Origin of the sequence: Streptomyces sp. TBY4, assembly GCF_024213195.1 — a bacterium.
Classification (GTDB): domain Bacteria; phylum Actinomycetota; class Actinomycetes; order Streptomycetales; family Streptomycetaceae; genus Streptomyces.
On sequence record NZ_JANAVF010000006.1, the window covers coordinates 116,349 to 130,446 of the forward strand.

A 14,098-nucleotide genomic window follows, 5' to 3' on the forward strand; every position below is an offset into this window, starting at 1 on the left:
TAACGTCGGAGGGAGCAGGAGTCCGTTCCGCACGCCCAGCAGCCGCCGCAGGAGAGTCCGCCATGAGCGAGGCCACCGACCGCCCCACCGATGCTTCCGCCGGGGACGACGCCTGGGCCGAGGCGTGCGCCGAGGACCTCGCCGCCGAGCGGGAGCGCCGCAGGTCCGAGCAGGGCTCCTCCGCGGGCGCCGGGACCGGTACCGCGGCCGAGGAGCTGTTCAAGCTCTTCGAGGCCGTCGCCGGGAAGGTGTCCGACAAGGTCTCCGCGCTCGACAACCCGCTGTTCGGCGTCGCCGCGCAGGGCGCCGTACGGCAGTTCGTCAACCAGGCGAAGAGCGCCGCCAAACCCGTGGTCGAGCGCAACCCCGAGGTCTTCGAGCACCTCGCGGCGGCCGGCTCGGAGCTGCTCGCCGCCTACCGTTCCGCGGTCGAGGGCCACGAGCGCCGCTGGACGCGCGGTGAAACGGCCCCCGGGCGGGGCGACGGGACCGACGGGAGCGCGTCCGGGAACGCCTCCGGGAACGCGAAGGACCCCCGTGACGAGGGCGACGGCGGCCCGACCGAGCGGATCGATCTCGACTGAACCCCCTCCTCCCTCGGGTACGGTTGACAGCGGCGGGGTTTGACCGGAAACCGAGGGACTAATGGGACTCACCATCGGCGTCGACATCGGCGGCACGAAGATCGCGGCCGGCGTGGTCGACGAAGACGGCACCATCCTTGAGACGTACAAGGTGCCCACGCCGCCGACCGCGGACGGAGTGACGGACGCGATCTGCGCCGCCGTGTCCGAGGTCAGCGCCAGCCACACCATCGACGCGGTCGGCATCGGCGCCGCCGGATACGTCGACGACAAGCGCGCGACCGTACTCTTCGCGCCGAACATCAACTGGCGGCACGAGCCGCTCAAGGACAAGGTCGAGCAGCGCATCGGCCTGCCCGTGGTCGTCGAGAACGACGCCAACTGCGCGGCCTGGGGCGAGTACCGCTTCGGCGCCGGCCAGGGCCACGACGACGTCATCTGCATCACGCTCGGCACGGGCCTGGGCGGCGGCATCATCATCGGCAACAAGCTCCGGCGCGGACGCTTCGGCGTGGCCGCCGAGTTCGGTCACATCCGGGTGGTCCCGGACGGTCTGCTGTGCGGCTGCGGCAGCCAGGGATGCTGGGAGCAGTACGCCTCCGGGCGCGCGCTCGTCCGGTACGCCAAGCAGCGCGCCAACGCCACCCCCGAGAACGCGAAGGCTCTCCTCGCGCTCGGCGACGGCACCCCCGAGGGCATCGAGGGCAAGCACATCAGCGAGGCGGCCCGCGCCGGCGACCTGGTGGCCATCGATTCCTTCCGTGAACTGGCCCGTTGGGCGGGCGCCGGCCTCGCGGACCTGGCCTCGCTCTTCGACCCGTCGGCGTTCATCGTCGGCGGCGGCGTCTCGGACGAGGGCGACCTGGTCCTGGACCCGATCCGCAAGTCCTTCAAGCGCTGGCTGATCGGCGGCGCCTGGCGCCCGCACGCGCAGGTGCTCGCGGCGCAGCTGGGCGGCAAGGCCGGCCTGGTCGGCGCGGCGGACCTGGCCCGACAGGGCTGAGGCCCGCGCCACGGCGCCTCGTATCCGCGGACTGCCCGCCGCGCCCCCTGGGGTGCGGCGGGCAGTCTCGTTATGTTGCCGGGTATGGACCTCACCGAGCCGCCGAACTCCCGTACCGAAGCCGATGGTTCCGCCGTGATCCGGGTGCTCTCCTACAACGTCCGCTCGCTGCACGACGACGAGGACGCACTGGCGCGGGTGATCCGCGCGTGTGCGCCCGACCTGGTGTGCGTCCAGGAGGCGCCGCGGTTCTTCCGGTGGCGCAAGCACGCGGCGCGGCTGGCCGCCAAGTGCGACCTGGTGGTCCTGTCGGGCGGCGCGACGGCGGCGGGACCCCTGCTCCTGTGTTCCCTACGGGCCTTCGTGGAGCGGACCGAGGACATACTGCTGCCGCTCACACCGGGCCGCCACCGGCGGGGTTTCGCCACGGCCGTCGTACGGCTCGGCGGGGTCCGGGTCGGCGTGCTCAGCGCGCACCTGTCGCTGGACGGCCCCGAACGGCTCGCCCAGGCGGAGCTGCTCCTCGACCGGCTGGCCCGGATGGACGTGCCCTACGCGATCGCGGCCGGGGACATCAACGAGGGCCCCTCGGGGCCCGCCTTCCGCCGGCTGGCCGGGGCCCTGCAGGACTGCCGGGCGGTGGCGCCGTGGGGCGGTGAGCACACGTGGGTGCGATCTGCTGTCCCGCGGCGGATCGACGCGGTCTTCGCCACCCCGGGGACACAGGTCCTCGCCTGCGGCGTCCCCGAGGGCCTCCCCGGCGTCACCCCCGAAGACCTGGCCCGCGCCACGGACCACCTCCCGGTCCTGGCCACCCTCCGCCTGCCCGCAGCTCCTTCTTGACGCGCCGCCGGCCTTGTTGTGGGTGCCGGTGGGCGGGTGCGGCTGGTTGGGCCCTGCGGGGCTGGGTCCCCTACCCGCCCTTCGCCCGTTCCCCGGGCTGCGCCCGGACCCTTGCCGGGTGCGGCGCCGTTCCGGGGGCCAGCCCCCGGACCCCCGCTCCTCAAACGCCGGAGGGGCTGAACGATCCAGCCTCGCCGGCGTTTGAGGCGCGGGGTCTGGGGCGGAGCCCCAGGGTCTTGGCGGGTCCGGGCAGGGCCCGGGGAACGGTGGAAGGGCGGGTAGGGGACCCAGCCCCGCAGGGCAGCCCAGCCGCACCCGCCCACCGGGCCCGTGCCGGGACGGGAGCGCCGACCGGCCACCGCCGGACGGAGTCCGGCGCAGCGGGGCGAAGCCCGCGCAGCGGTGCGAGCTCCGCGTGAAAAATCAGACGACCGCGCCCCGGCCGGGGTCGTCGTCCTCGTCCTCGTCCGTGGACATCCGGGCGACCAGCGTCGCGAAGCCGCCCAGGAAGCCGCCGACGCCCAGCGTCGTCAGCCACCAGGTCATGTCCCACTGGAACAGCACCGCCAGGAGCAGCAGGACCGGCCCGCCCACCACCGCCAGCCAGGCGAACTTCGACGTCGTGTCCGCCTCCGGCAGCTCTGGCTCCGGGGGTACGAAGTGCCCCTCGTCCTTCGCGGCCTCGGGGGAGTCGTCGGGCTCGGCCAGGGAGTGGTCCCGGGGGCCCGCGCCGCCGATGCCGCCCACGCCCGGGGCGAACACCACCGAGCTGCCCAGCGCCGCCGCCGCAGGCGGTTCCGGGGAGGCCGGGGCGGCCGGGGAGGCGGGGCCCGCCGGGTCGGGCGCCGGTTTCACGTCCTCCTCCGGCAGGAGGAGGTTCTCGATCGGCCGGAACGGTCTCGCGCCCGGCGGATCCGCCGGCTCCTGCCCGTAGCCGGCCACGATCGCCGCCCACGCCGCTTCCTCGTCCAGCGGGGGGACACCCCCGGAGGACTCCTCGTGCTCAGCCACCGCTGGCCGCCCCCTCCCTGCCCAAGCTCTCCGACAGCCGTCCGACGAACGCGAAGCTGTCCGCGAAGATCTTCTCCGCGTCATGGTCCAACGTCGCGACGTGGTAACTCTGTTCCAGCAGCGTCTCGGTGACGTCCGTGGAGGACACCCGCGCCAGGATCCGCGCCGAGTCCGCGGGCCGCACCACGTGGTCCTGCGGGCTGTGCAGCAGCAGCAGCGGCTGCGTCACCTGCGGCAGTTCGGTGTCCAGCATCTGCAGGAACTTCCGCAGCGAGTGCGCGGCCCGGGTCGGGACCCGGTCGTAGCCGACCTCGTCCGCCCCGGGCTTGGCGATGTCGCTCGCGATGCCCGGCGTCGACCGGACGAAGTGCTTGACCACCGGCAGGGCTACGGCCAGCGGGTCGTGGATCTTGTTGACCGGGTTGACGAGGACGATCCCGCTGATGCTGTCCCCGTGCTTCGCCGCGAGCCGCAGCGTCAGCGCGCCGCCCATCGACAGCCCGAAGACGAACACCTGCTCGCAGCTGCCCTGCAGCTCCCGCAGCGCGCGGTCCACCTCGGCGTACCAGTCCTGCCAGCCGGTGAGCTGCATGTCCTGCCAGCGCGTCCCGTGCCCGGGGAGCAGGGGCAGCGACACCGTCAGTCCCTGCGCGGCCAGATGGTCGGCCCAGGGCCGCATCGACTGGGGGGAACCGGTGAAGCCGTGGCAGAGGAGGACGCCGACCTTTCCGCCCTCGTGGCGGAACGGCTCGGCTCCAGGGAGGACGGGCACCAGGGTCTCCTTAGAGGGGGGCGGGGGGTGCGTAGCGCTGTGTGACTTCACCGTACGCGACGGGGGTGGTACCGACCAGGGTCGTCGGACGGCTCCGGGCGCTACCACGGGATATGGTCTGTTCGACAGACACAGGAAGGCTTTCGAGTTGATCTACGGCGCAATGAAGTTCTCCATCGGCGGTTCTCTGAAGCTCGCCTTCAGGCCGTGGGTGGAGGGCCTCGAGAACATTCCCGCAGAGGGGCCGGCGATCCTCGCGAGCAACCACCTGTCCTTCTCCGACTCCTTCTTCCTCCCGGCCGTGCTGGACCGGAAGGTGACCTTCATCGCGAAGGCGGAGTACTTCACCTCCCCGGGCGTCAAGGGCAGGCTGACGGCCGCCTTCTTCAAGGGCGTCGGCCAGCTCCCGGTGGACCGTTCGGGTGCGCGCGGGGCCGGCGAGGCCGCCATCAAGAGCGGCATCGACGTCATCGAGCGCGGAGAGCTGTTCGGTATTTACCCCGAGGGGACGCGTTCACCCGACGGCCGGCTATACCGCGGAAAGCCGGGCGGTCTGGCCCGGGTCGCGCTGGCCACCGGTGCGCCGGTGATCCCCGTGGCGATGATCGACACGGAGAAGATCCAGCCGCCCGGCAAGGTGGTGCCCAAGCTGATGCGCCCGGGCATCCGGATCGGCAAGCCGCTGGACTTCAGCCGTTACCACGGCATGGACGGGGACCGCTTCATCCTCCGCTCGGTGACCGACGAGGTCATGTACGAGATCATGAAGCTCTCCGGCCAGGAGTACGTCGACATCTACGCGACGGCCGCCAAGCGCCAGATCGCTGACGCGGAGAAGGCCGCCTCCCGGAGCGAGAAGGCGGAGAAGGCGGAAAAGGCAGAGGCCGACAAGGCCGACAAGGACACCGACAGCAAGTAGCGGCACACGGGCGGGACCGCCCGTACGGGGTGGGGGAGATGGCGAAGCGCGAGCGCGTCGTGCGCATGTCGGTCGAGCAGCCGCTGTGGCGTGCCCTGACGGCCTACCGGCTGCTCACCATGGTCTACGCGGCCCTGCTGTTCGCGTCCGCCTACCAGCGGTTCGGCCGCCCCTGGGTCGCAGCCTCCTACCTCGCCTTCCTGGCCGGCTGGACCCTGCTGACCCTCCCCAAGGTGGCCAACGCCGCCAGCTGCACCAAGCGGTTCCTGTGCGCCGACCTCACCGTGGCCTGCGTCGGCATCCTGCTCACCCCGCTCGCGGACAGCCAGCAGCGGATCGCCGACGGCGGCCCCACGCTCCCCTCCATCTGGACGGCGGGCTCCGTCCTCGCCTTCGCCCTCAAGGGCGGCTGGCGATGGGCCTGTTTCGCCTCCACCTTCGTCGCCGTCGCCAACATCGTCATCCACGGCGGGGACCCCACCCGGGACGCCCTGCACAACGTGCTCCTGGTCTGGGTGGCCTCCATCGCCATCGGCTACGTCGTCGAGGTGGCCCGGGCCAGTGAGGCCACCCTGGCCCGCGCCCTGGAGATCGAGGCCGCCACCCGCGAGCGCGAACGCCTCGCCCGCGACATCCACGACGGGGTCCTCCAGGTCCTCGCCATGGTCCAGCGGCGCGGCACCGAACTGGGCGGGGAGGCCGCCGAGCTGGGCCGGATGGCGGGGGAGCAGGAGGTGGCGCTGCGCACCCTGGTCTCCAGCGGGCTCGCGCGCCCGTCCCGGATCTCCCGCGACGAGGCGCTCGGCGCGATCGTCGCCGCCTTCGAGGTCGAGGAGCCGGGCGAGGAGGAGGGCGAGCTCGATCTGTGCGCCCTCCTCGCCCCGTACGCCGGCTCGCGGGTGAGCTTCGCCGAGCCGGGAACCCCGGTGCCGCTGCCGGTGGCCGCGGCCAGGGAGCTGGCTGCGGCGGTCGGAGCCGCCCTCGACAACGTGCGCAAGCACGCCGGCGAGGGGGCCAGCGCCTGGATCCTGGTCGAGGACTGGGGCGACGAGGTGATCGTGACCGTCCGCGACGACGGCCCGGGCATCCCGGCCGGCCGGCTCGACCAGGCCGAGGGCGAGGGCCGGATGGGAGTGGCCCTGTCCATCCGGGGCCGGCTCCGCGACCTCGGCGGCAGCGCCGAGCTGGTGTCCGTCCCGGGGCAGGGCACCGAAGTGGAACTGAAAGTACCGAGGGGGAGCACCCAGTGAACCAGTCGAGCGAGTGGAACGACCCGAGCGGCATCAAGGTCATGGTCGTCGACGACCATCCGATGTGGCGGGACGCGGTCGCCCGCGACCTGGCCGCCGCCGGCTTCGACCTGGTGGCCACCGCGGGCGACGGGCCCGAGGCGGTACGGCGGGCCCGCGCGGCGGCCCCGCACGTCCTGGTCCTCGACCTCAACCTCCCCGGCATGCCCGGGGTCCAGGTCTGCAAGGAGCTGGTCGGCGCCAACCCGGCGCTGCGGGTCCTCGTCCTCTCGGCGAGCGGCGAGCACGCCGACGTCCTGGAAGCGGTGAAGTCCGGCGCCACCGGCTACCTGCTGAAGTCCGCGGGCGCCCAGGAGCTCATCGACGCCGTGCGCCGCACGGCGGCCGGGGACCCCGTCTTCACCCCGGGCCTGGCCGGCCTGGTCCTCGGCGAGTACCGGCGCCTCGCTACCGACCCGGCGCCGGCCGCCTCCGACGAGCCGAAGGCCCCGCAGCTCACCGACCGGGAGACCGAGGTGCTGCGGCTGGTGGCCAAGGGGCTCTCGTACAAGCAGATCGCGGAACGGCTGGTCATCTCCCACCGCACCGTGCAGAACCACGTGCAGAACACCCTGGGCAAGCTCCAGTTGCACAACCGGGTGGAGCTCGTCCGGTACGCGATAGAGCGGGGCCTCGACGACGCGTGAGGCGCGTGAGACGTGTGAAGCGGGCGGCGCGGGGCGGGCAGGGCCTCGTAGGGGCCCCTCGTACGAGTGAACGGGTGGATGCAACGCCCCGCAATTCCCCCGGAATTGACCCTTCCCGGCATCTTGCTGTGACCTGAGTCACCACTAGCGTGACCGTCATGCGGGCCCCGCGGCCTCAGCGGGCCCTGTGGCGAAGGGAAAATTCCATGAAGGCCATGAAGGTCGGAGTGCTGACGGGCGGCGGCGACTGCCCCGGGCTCAACGCGGTGATCCGCAGTGTCGTGCGCAAGGGCGTCCAGGAGTACGCCTACGAGTTCATCGGTTTCAAGGACGGCTGGCGCGGCGCGGTCGAAGGCCGCACCGTCCCCCTCGACATCCCCGCCGTCCGGGGCATCCTGCCGCGCGGCGGAACCATCCTCGGCTCCTCGCGCACCAACCCGTTCAAGCTGGACGACGGCGTCCGCCAGATCAAGGAGAACCTCGCCAAGTACGAGGTCGACGCCCTCGTCGCGATCGGCGGCGAGGACACCCTGGGCGTGGCCGCGAAGCTCTACGAGGAGTACGGCATCCCCTGCGTCGGGGTCCCGAAGACCATCGACAACGATCTGTCGGCCACCGACTACACCTTCGGCTTCGACACCGCCGTCGGGATCGCCACCGAGGCCATCGACCGGCTGCACACCACCGCCGAATCGCACATGCGGGTCCTGGTCGTCGAGGTGATGGGCCGGCACGCCGGCTGGATCGCCCTGCACTCGGGACTCGCGGGCGGCGCCAACGTCATCCTCATTCCCGAGCAGCGCTTCGACGTGGACCAGGTGTGCGAGTGGGTGACCTCCCGCTTCAAGGCGAGCTACGCGCCGATCGTGTGCGTCGCCGAGGGCGCGATGCCCAAGGACGGCGACATGGTGCTGAAGGACGCGACGAAGGACTCCTTCGGGCACGTCCGGCTGTCCGGTGTCGGTGAGTGGCTGGCCAAGGAGATCGAGGCACGGACCGGCAAGGAGGCCCGTACGACCGTGCTCGGGCACATCCAGCGGGGCGGCACCCCCAGCGCCTTCGACCGGTGGCTGGCCACCCGCTTCGGCCTGCACGCGATCGACGCGGTGCGCGACGGGGACTTCGGGAAGATGGTCGCGCTGAAGGGGACGGACATCGTGCGGGTGCCGATCGCCGAGGCCACGGCGAAGCTGAAGACGGTGGACCCGGCGCTCTACAAGGAGGCCGGAGTGTTCTTCGGCTGAGCCGCAGGCGCGGGTGCGGACCTTGGGTCGTAAGGTGACAAACGACCCATGGTCCGATTCTTTGGCGCAGTACGGGAGCGAACGTGGAAATCCTGGCATTCGGGGTGACGGCGGACGAGAAGCCGCTCATCGAGAAGGCATTCGCGGGGCAGCACGAGGTGCGCTGCCTGGACGTCTTCCTGAGCGAGGACACCGCCCCCATCGCGGCCGGGTACGAGATCGTGTCCTCCAGCGTCAACGCCGACCTGAGCGGGCGGGTGCTGCGGACCCTGGCGGCGGGCGGGACGAAGATGATCGCCCAGCGCTCCACCGGCTTCAACAACATCGACCTGGACGTCGCACGGCAGCTCGGCCTGACGGTCAGCCGGGTGTCGTACTACTCCCCGTACTCGGTGGCCGAGTTCGCGTGGACCCTGGCCATGGCGGTGAACCGGCGGATCGTCCGGGCCTCGAACCGGACCCGGGACTTCGACTTCCGGCTGAACGGACTGATGGGCCGCGACATGCGCGGCCGGACGGTCGGCGTCCTCGGCACCGGCAAGATCGGCGAGGCGTTCACCCGGATCGCGCACGGCTTCGGGATGAACCTGCTGGGCTGGGACGTGGCGCAGAACCCGGCCTGCGTGGAACTGGGCATGAAGTACGTGGACAAGGACGAGCTGTTCACGTCCTCGGACCTGATCAGCCTGCACGTTCCGCTGCTGGAGTCCACGCACCACATCATCGGCGCCGACGCGCTGCGGATGATGAAGGACGACGCCATCCTGGTGAACTCCAGCCGCGGCGGGCTGGTGAACACGGAGGCGCTGGTCTCGGAGCTGCGGGCGGGGCGGTTCACCGGCGTGGGCCTGGACGTGTACGAGGCGGAGGCCGGCGTCTTCTTCCTGGACAAGTCCCTGGTGGCGGTCGAGGACGACACCCTCGCCCGGCTGATCACCTTCCCGAACGTGGTGGTCACCTCCCACCAGGCGTACTACACGCACGACGCGGTGGGCCAGATCATCGACACCACCGTCGCCAACGTCGCGGACTACACGGCGGGCCGCCGCTCGGAGAACACGCTGAGCCCCGCCTGACGCGGACGGGCTGGTTTTCCAGCCCGTCCGGCGTTTGAGGACCGGGTCCGGGCAGCGCCCGGGGAACGGTGGAAGGGCGGGTAGGGGACGGCCCCGCGCAGCGGCTACGCCGGGGCGGCGGCCCGGACCCCGGCGATCAGCTCGCGGACGATTTCCGCCCCGCGGAGGGTCAGCACCGACTCCGGGTGGAACTGGACCCCCGCGAACCCGCCGGAGGCGGAGCGCAGGGCGTGCACCTCACCCGTCACGGGGTCACGGGAGACCTCGACGCCCCGCAGGGCCAGGGACCGCTCCCGCTCCGCGGAGCAGTGCGCTGCGTACGTGTTGTAGAAGCCGACGACCTCCTCCGCCCCGAACAGCGGGATCCGCGTCTGCGCCCCCTGCGCCGGCTCCGCCTTGCGGACCAGCGGGAGCCCCAGCTCGGCGGCGAGCAGCTGGTGGCTGAGGCAGACCCCGAGCAGCCCGCCCCGGTGCGAGGCCAGGAGCTCCGCCGTCAGCTCGCGCATCGTCCGGATCTTCGGGTCGCCGAAGTCCCCCGGGTCGCCCGGCCCGGGGCCGAGCACGATCGGCCCGTCCCAGGCCAGGGCGGCGGCCCGCAGCCCCGGGTCGTCGTAGCGGCGTACGGTCACCTCCAGCCCGGTCACCCGCAGCACGTGCCGCAGCATCGAGGTGAAGGTGTCCTCCCCGTCCACCACCAGCGCGTGGCCCGTCACCCGCGCCGGCCGCTCCTGCATCCGCAGCCAGAACGGCGCCAGGTCCTCGCGGCGGGCCGCCAGGGCTGCCTGGACCCGGGGGTCGTCGGCCAGCCGGGCCCCGGTGAAGGAGGGCCGCACCGCCGCCGGGCGGACGCCCAGCGCCGCCAGCACCCCGGCCGCCTTCGCGTGCGTCTCCGCCACCTCGCCCGCCGGGTCGGAGTGGCGTACGAGGGTGGCCCCTACGGGCACCCGCAGCGCGCCGTCGGGCGCGATGTCCGCCGTCCGGATGAGGATGGGGGAGTCGAGGGTCTGCGCGCCCGAGGAGTCCACGCCCAGCAGCGCCAGGGCTCCCGCGTAGTAGCCGCGGCCGCCCGCCTCGTACCGCTCGATGACCCGGCAGGCGTTCTGCACCGGCGATCCGGTCACCGTCGCCGCGAACATCGTCTCCTTCAGGACCTCGCGGACGTCCAGCGAGGAGCGTCCGCGCAGCTCGTACTCGGTGTGCGCGAGGTGCGCCATCTCCTTGAGGCGGGGGCCGACGACCACCCCGCCCATGTCCCCGACGGTGCACATCATCTTGAGCTCCTCGTCCACCACCATGGACAGTTCCTCGGTCTCCTTGCGGTCCCCGAGGAAGGCGAGGAGCGAGTCGGCCGTAGGCCCGCCGGCCGGATGGCGGTACGTACCGCTGATCGGGTTCATCACGACCGTGCCGCCGGACATCCGCACGTGCACCTCGGGGCTGGCCCCGACGAGGGTGCGCTCCCCGGTGTGGACCACGTACGTCCAGTAGGCCCCCCGCTCGCCCTCCAGCAGCCGCCGGAACAGCGCGAGGGCGTCGGCGCGGCCGAAGCCCTCGATCCGGCCCCGGTAGGTGCGCCGGATGACGAAGTTCGCGCCCTCGCCCCGGCCGATCTCGTCCTCGATGACCCGCCGGACGGTCTCCGCGTACTCCTCGTCGGGGATGTCGAAGCCGCCGTCGTCGACCCGTACCCCGTGGGCCGGCAGCGCGGCCAGCGCCTCGGCGAGCGGGATCTCGTACGCCTCCTCGGCGACCAGCACGCTCAGCGGCGTGCCGTCGTCGCGTACGTCGAACCCGCGCTCCCGGATCTGCCGGAAGGGGACGAGGGCGAGGGTGGGCAGCTCGCGGACGGGCAGGTCGGCCAGGTGCTCCGCCTCGTGGACCGGGCCGATCAGCACCTCGACGGTGTCGTGGTCGCGGCCGGGCGTGCGGCGGCGCAGCAGCGCGAAGGGCGGGCAGGTGTCGTCGAGCAGACGGCTCAGGTGCGGGTGAGGCTGGGGCTGCTGGTGCGGGTGCATGGGATGGGCGTCCTGTCCGGTGTCGGAGGGTGGGACGGCCCGGGGTTCCCGCGTCTGTGTTGACTCACAGAATGCGGAAGGCCGCCCCTCGGGGCGGCCTTCGTATCGCTCGTGTCTTCAGGTACGCACGAGGAGTGGGCCGCCGGGAGCGGTCCACCACCAGTTCTGGTTCGAGTGCGCGTACATGCTCCGAACCCTAGCCCACCCGTGGGGCGGAGTCAGGTAAACGGGTGAGTAACACAGTGAGAGACATCCGTCTCACGTAGTGGTCCTCGACCGGGAGGCGAGGTGTGACGCCGTAATGTGTGTGGGGTGACCGTGAACGCTGAAACCCAAGCCCCCGCCTCCAAGGCGACCTGGCGAGACCTTCCCGCGGCGCAGCAGCCTTCGTACCCCGATGCCGAGGCCCTGCGCGCTGTCGTCGCGGACCTCGAGTCGTATCCCCCCCTCGTTTTCGCGGGCGAATGCGACCAGCTGCGCGCCCGTCTGGGAGCCGTCGCCAAGGGCGAGGCGTTCCTGCTGCAGGGTGGCGACTGCGCCGAGGCCTTCGATGCCGTCTCCGCCGACCACATCCGCGCCAAGCTGAAGACGCTGCTCCAGATGAGTGCCGTCCTGACCTACGCGGCCTCCGTGCCGGTGGTCAAGGTCGGCCGCATCGCGGGCCAGTACTCCAAGCCGCGCTCCAAGGACACCGAGACCCGCGACGGCATCACCCTGCCGACCTACCGCGGCGACTCCGTCAACGGCTTCGCCTTCACCGAAGAGGCCCGGATCCCGGACCCCGAGCGGCTGAAGCGCATGTACCACGCGTCGGCCTCGACGCTGAACCTGGTGCGCGCCTTCACCACCGGTGGCTACGCCGACCTGCGCCAGGTGCACGCCTGGAACCAGGACTTCGTGAAGAACTCCCCGTCCGGGCAGCGCTACGAGCAGCTCGCGCGGGAGATCGACAACGCCCTGAACTTCATGAAGGCCTGCGGCACCGACCCGGCGGAGTTCAAGGCCGTCGAGTTCTACGCCTCCCACGAGGCGCTGCTCCTCGACTACGAGGGCGCCCTCACCCGTACGGACTCCCGCACGGGCCGCCTGTACGACACCTCGGGCCACATGGTCTGGATCGGTGAGCGCACCCGCCAGCTCGACCACGCGCACATCGAGTTCTGCTCGCAGATCGCCAACCCGATCGGCATCAAGCTCGGCCCCACCACCTCGGTGGACGAGGCGCTGACCTACATCGACCGGCTCGACCCCGAGCGCGAGCCGGGCCGGCTGACCTTCGTCGTCCGCATGGGCGCCGACAAGGTCCGCGACAAGCTCCCCGAGCTCGTCGAGAAGGTCACCGCCTCCGGCGCGACCGTCGCCTGGGTCACCGACCCGATGCACGGCAACACCTTCGAGGCGGCCTCCGGCCACAAGACGCGCCGTTTCGACGACGTGCTCGACGAGGTCAAGGGCTTCTTCGAGGTCCACAAGGGCCTCGGCACCCACCCGGGCGGCATCCACGTCGAGCTCACCGGTGACGATGTCACCGAGTGCGTGGGCGGCGGCGACGAGATCTTCGTCGACGACCTGCACCAGCGCTACGAGACGGCCTGCGACCCGCGCCTCAACCGCAGCCAGTCCCTGGACCTGGCGTTCCTGGTCGCAGAGATGTACCGCGACCAGTAGGCGGAAGCTCGCTGTGAGCACCTCATGACGATGGGGCGCGGATCGAATGTGATCCGCGCCCCATCGTCGTTACCGGCTCTTTTAGGGAACCCTAAGTTTGGGTATGGTTAGGTAAGCCTCACCGAATAGGGGATGGCTGGCCGAACCATTCCTTCCTGGGAGGTGAACCGCGTGTACGTCTGCTCTTGTTTCGGGGTCACCGACAAGCAGGTCAAGGACCACGCGGAGGCCGGAGCCTGCACGCCCCGCCAGATCGCCTCGGCCACGAAGGCCGGCACCGACTGCGGTTCCTGCGTGCGGACCATCCAGGGTCTCCTCGGCCGCGGGGCCTGCCCGCGCCGTGAACTGCTGGAGAAGGGCGACGCCGCCGCCGTGCTCGCGGCCGACCCGCTGGTACCGGCACTGGCGTCGGCCGGCACAGAGCTCGCCGAAGCCGCGTAGGACGCGCTCCGTACGGACCGGCTCGACGTACTAGCTCGGCTGCTCGATGAGCTGCGAGATGTAGAGCGCCTCGCCGATGGACTCGATGAGCTCCAGCTGGGTGTCGAGGTAGTCGATGTGGTGCTCCTCGTCCTCCAGGATCTCCTCGAAGAGGCGCGCCGAGGTGACGTCACCCTTGCCGCGCATGACCTCGATGCCGCGCTTGAGGCGGTCGATCGCCTCGACCTCGACCTGCCGGTCGGCCTGGAACATCTCGGTCAGCGTCTGGCCGACGCGGACGTGGAAGAGGCGCTGGTAGTTCGGCAGACCGTCGAGCATCAGGATGCGCTCGGTGATCTTGTCCGCGTGCTTCATCTCATCGATGGACTCTTCACGCGTGTACTTGGCGAGCTTGGTCCAGCCCTTGTTGTCCTGGATCCGGTAGTGGAGCCAGTACTGGTTGATGGCCGTAAGTTCGCCGGTCAGCTGCTCGTTGAGAAACTCGAGGACCTCGGGGTCGCCCTGCATCGCAGAGGCTCCTTCCAAGCAATGTCAGCAATGTGACGGGGCAGGTGCGCGCATCCTTGCACCGCCGCAGGAGGCCGTC

The 14,098-nt window shown here is 71.4% G+C and carries 15 protein-coding genes; 10 read left to right on the forward strand and 5 right to left on the reverse strand.

The features are described 5' to 3' along the window. Nucleotides 1-62: 62 nt before the first annotated feature. From NLX94_RS16360 to NLX94_RS16370, 3 genes are all read left to right on the forward strand, one after another. Nucleotides 63-584, forward strand: coding sequence for a DUF5304 domain-containing protein (locus NLX94_RS16360; RefSeq protein WP_254383490.1), 522 nt, complete (start codon nucleotides 63-65; stop codon nucleotides 582-584). A gap of 61 nt (nucleotides 585-645) precedes the next feature. Further along, a complete protein-coding gene (locus NLX94_RS16365; RefSeq protein ID WP_254383492.1) occupies nucleotides 646-1,587 on the forward strand; it encodes an ROK family glucokinase in 942 nt (313 codons plus the stop codon). Between the two features lie 84 nt (nucleotides 1,588-1,671). Then, nucleotides 1,672-2,430, forward strand: a complete 759-nt coding sequence (locus tag NLX94_RS16370; protein WP_254383494.1) for an endonuclease/exonuclease/phosphatase family protein — start codon at nucleotides 1,672-1,674, stop codon at nucleotides 2,428-2,430. A gap of 423 nt (nucleotides 2,431-2,853) precedes the next feature. Here NLX94_RS16370 and NLX94_RS16380 read toward each other — a convergent pair whose 3' ends face one another. Both NLX94_RS16380 and NLX94_RS16385 read right to left on the reverse strand, forming a co-directional pair. Further along, nucleotides 2,854-3,441 (reverse strand): hypothetical protein, encoded by a 588-nt coding sequence (locus tag NLX94_RS16380; RefSeq protein ID WP_254383496.1) that lies wholly within the window; start codon nucleotides 3,439-3,441, stop codon nucleotides 2,854-2,856. After that, a complete protein-coding gene (locus NLX94_RS16385) occupies nucleotides 3,434-4,213 on the reverse strand; it encodes an alpha/beta fold hydrolase (RefSeq protein WP_254383498.1) in 780 nt (259 codons plus the stop codon). The genes NLX94_RS16380 and NLX94_RS16385 overlap by 8 nt, the downstream gene beginning before the upstream one ends. A 163-nt stretch (nucleotides 4,214-4,376) precedes the next feature. Between NLX94_RS16385 and NLX94_RS16390 the strand changes: the two genes are divergently transcribed. The 5 genes from NLX94_RS16390 (at nucleotide 4,377) to NLX94_RS16410 (ending at nucleotide 9,388) form a co-directional block, all read left to right on the forward strand. Next, complete coding sequence (locus NLX94_RS16390; protein WP_254383950.1) at nucleotides 4,377-5,132, forward strand: 1-acyl-sn-glycerol-3-phosphate acyltransferase; 756 nt, start codon at nucleotides 4,377-4,379, stop codon at nucleotides 5,130-5,132. A gap of 38 nt (nucleotides 5,133-5,170) precedes the next feature. After that, complete coding sequence (macS, locus tag NLX94_RS16395) at nucleotides 5,171-6,382, forward strand: MacS family sensor histidine kinase (RefSeq protein WP_254383500.1); 1,212 nt, start codon at nucleotides 5,171-5,173, stop codon at nucleotides 6,380-6,382. A 41-nt stretch (nucleotides 6,383-6,423) separates the two neighbouring features. Beyond that, nucleotides 6,424-7,068 (forward strand): response regulator transcription factor, encoded by a 645-nt coding sequence (locus NLX94_RS16400; RefSeq protein WP_250743819.1) that lies wholly within the window; start codon nucleotides 6,424-6,426, stop codon nucleotides 7,066-7,068. A 215-nt stretch (nucleotides 7,069-7,283) separates the two neighbouring features. Next, nucleotides 7,284-8,312, forward strand: coding sequence for a 6-phosphofructokinase (locus NLX94_RS16405; protein ID WP_254383951.1), 1,029 nt, complete (start codon nucleotides 7,284-7,286; stop codon nucleotides 8,310-8,312). An 83-nt stretch (nucleotides 8,313-8,395) separates the two neighbouring features. Next, nucleotides 8,396-9,388 (forward strand): 2-hydroxyacid dehydrogenase, encoded by a 993-nt coding sequence (locus NLX94_RS16410; RefSeq protein WP_254383502.1) that lies wholly within the window; start codon nucleotides 8,396-8,398, stop codon nucleotides 9,386-9,388. A 104-nt stretch (nucleotides 9,389-9,492) separates the two neighbouring features. Here the strand turns inward: NLX94_RS16410 and NLX94_RS16415 are convergent, their stop codons facing one another. Next, a complete protein-coding gene (locus NLX94_RS16415) occupies nucleotides 9,493-11,403 on the reverse strand; it encodes an anthranilate synthase family protein (protein WP_254383503.1) in 1,911 nt (636 codons plus the stop codon). Nucleotides 11,404-11,520: 117 nt separating this feature from the next. Continuing rightward, a complete protein-coding gene (locus tag NLX94_RS39610) occupies nucleotides 11,521-11,589 on the reverse strand; it encodes a trp operon leader peptide (RefSeq protein WP_374683977.1) in 69 nt (22 codons plus the stop codon). A gap of 117 nt (nucleotides 11,590-11,706) precedes the next feature. On the opposite strand from NLX94_RS39610, the gene NLX94_RS16420 reads away from it, so the two are divergent. Next, nucleotides 11,707-13,071, forward strand: a complete 1,365-nt coding sequence (locus tag NLX94_RS16420; protein WP_374683967.1) for a class II 3-deoxy-7-phosphoheptulonate synthase — start codon at nucleotides 11,707-11,709, stop codon at nucleotides 13,069-13,071. Between the two features lie 162 nt (nucleotides 13,072-13,233). Beyond that, nucleotides 13,234-13,512, forward strand: coding sequence for a (2Fe-2S)-binding protein (locus NLX94_RS16425; protein WP_254383952.1), 279 nt, complete (start codon nucleotides 13,234-13,236; stop codon nucleotides 13,510-13,512). A gap of 30 nt (nucleotides 13,513-13,542) precedes the next feature. Here the strand turns inward: NLX94_RS16425 and bfr are convergent, their stop codons facing one another. Beyond that, nucleotides 13,543-14,019, reverse strand: coding sequence for a bacterioferritin (gene bfr / locus NLX94_RS16430; RefSeq protein ID WP_254383505.1), 477 nt, complete (start codon nucleotides 14,017-14,019; stop codon nucleotides 13,543-13,545). Nucleotides 14,020-14,098 lie beyond the last annotated feature (79 nt).

What these genes read in the sequence shown, in the direction of transcription:
- NLX94_RS16360 (WP_254383490.1), top strand. Translation starts at nt 63, where the DNA reads ATGAGCGAGGCCACCGACCGCCCCACCGATGCTTCCGCCGGGGACGAC.
- NLX94_RS16365 (WP_254383492.1), top strand. Translation starts at nt 646, where the DNA reads ATGGGACTCACCATCGGCGTCGACATCGGCGGCACGAAGATCGCGGCC.
- NLX94_RS16415 (WP_254383503.1), bottom strand. Translation starts at nt 11,403, where the DNA reads ATGCACCCGCACCAGCAGCCCCAGCCTCACCCGCACCTGAGCCGTCTG.
- macS (WP_254383500.1), top strand. Translation starts at nt 5,171, where the DNA reads ATGGCGAAGCGCGAGCGCGTCGTGCGCATGTCGGTCGAGCAGCCGCTG.
- NLX94_RS16370 (WP_254383494.1), top strand. Translation starts at nt 1,672, where the DNA reads ATGGACCTCACCGAGCCGCCGAACTCCCGTACCGAAGCCGATGGTTCC.
- NLX94_RS16400 (WP_250743819.1), top strand. Translation starts at nt 6,424, where the DNA reads ATGGTCGTCGACGACCATCCGATGTGGCGGGACGCGGTCGCCCGCGAC.
- NLX94_RS16405 (WP_254383951.1), top strand. Translation starts at nt 7,284, where the DNA reads ATGAAGGTCGGAGTGCTGACGGGCGGCGGCGACTGCCCCGGGCTCAAC.
- NLX94_RS16390 (WP_254383950.1), top strand. Translation starts at nt 4,377, where the DNA reads ATGAAGTTCTCCATCGGCGGTTCTCTGAAGCTCGCCTTCAGGCCGTGG.
- bfr (WP_254383505.1), bottom strand. Translation starts at nt 14,019, where the DNA reads ATGCAGGGCGACCCCGAGGTCCTCGAGTTTCTCAACGAGCAGCTGACC.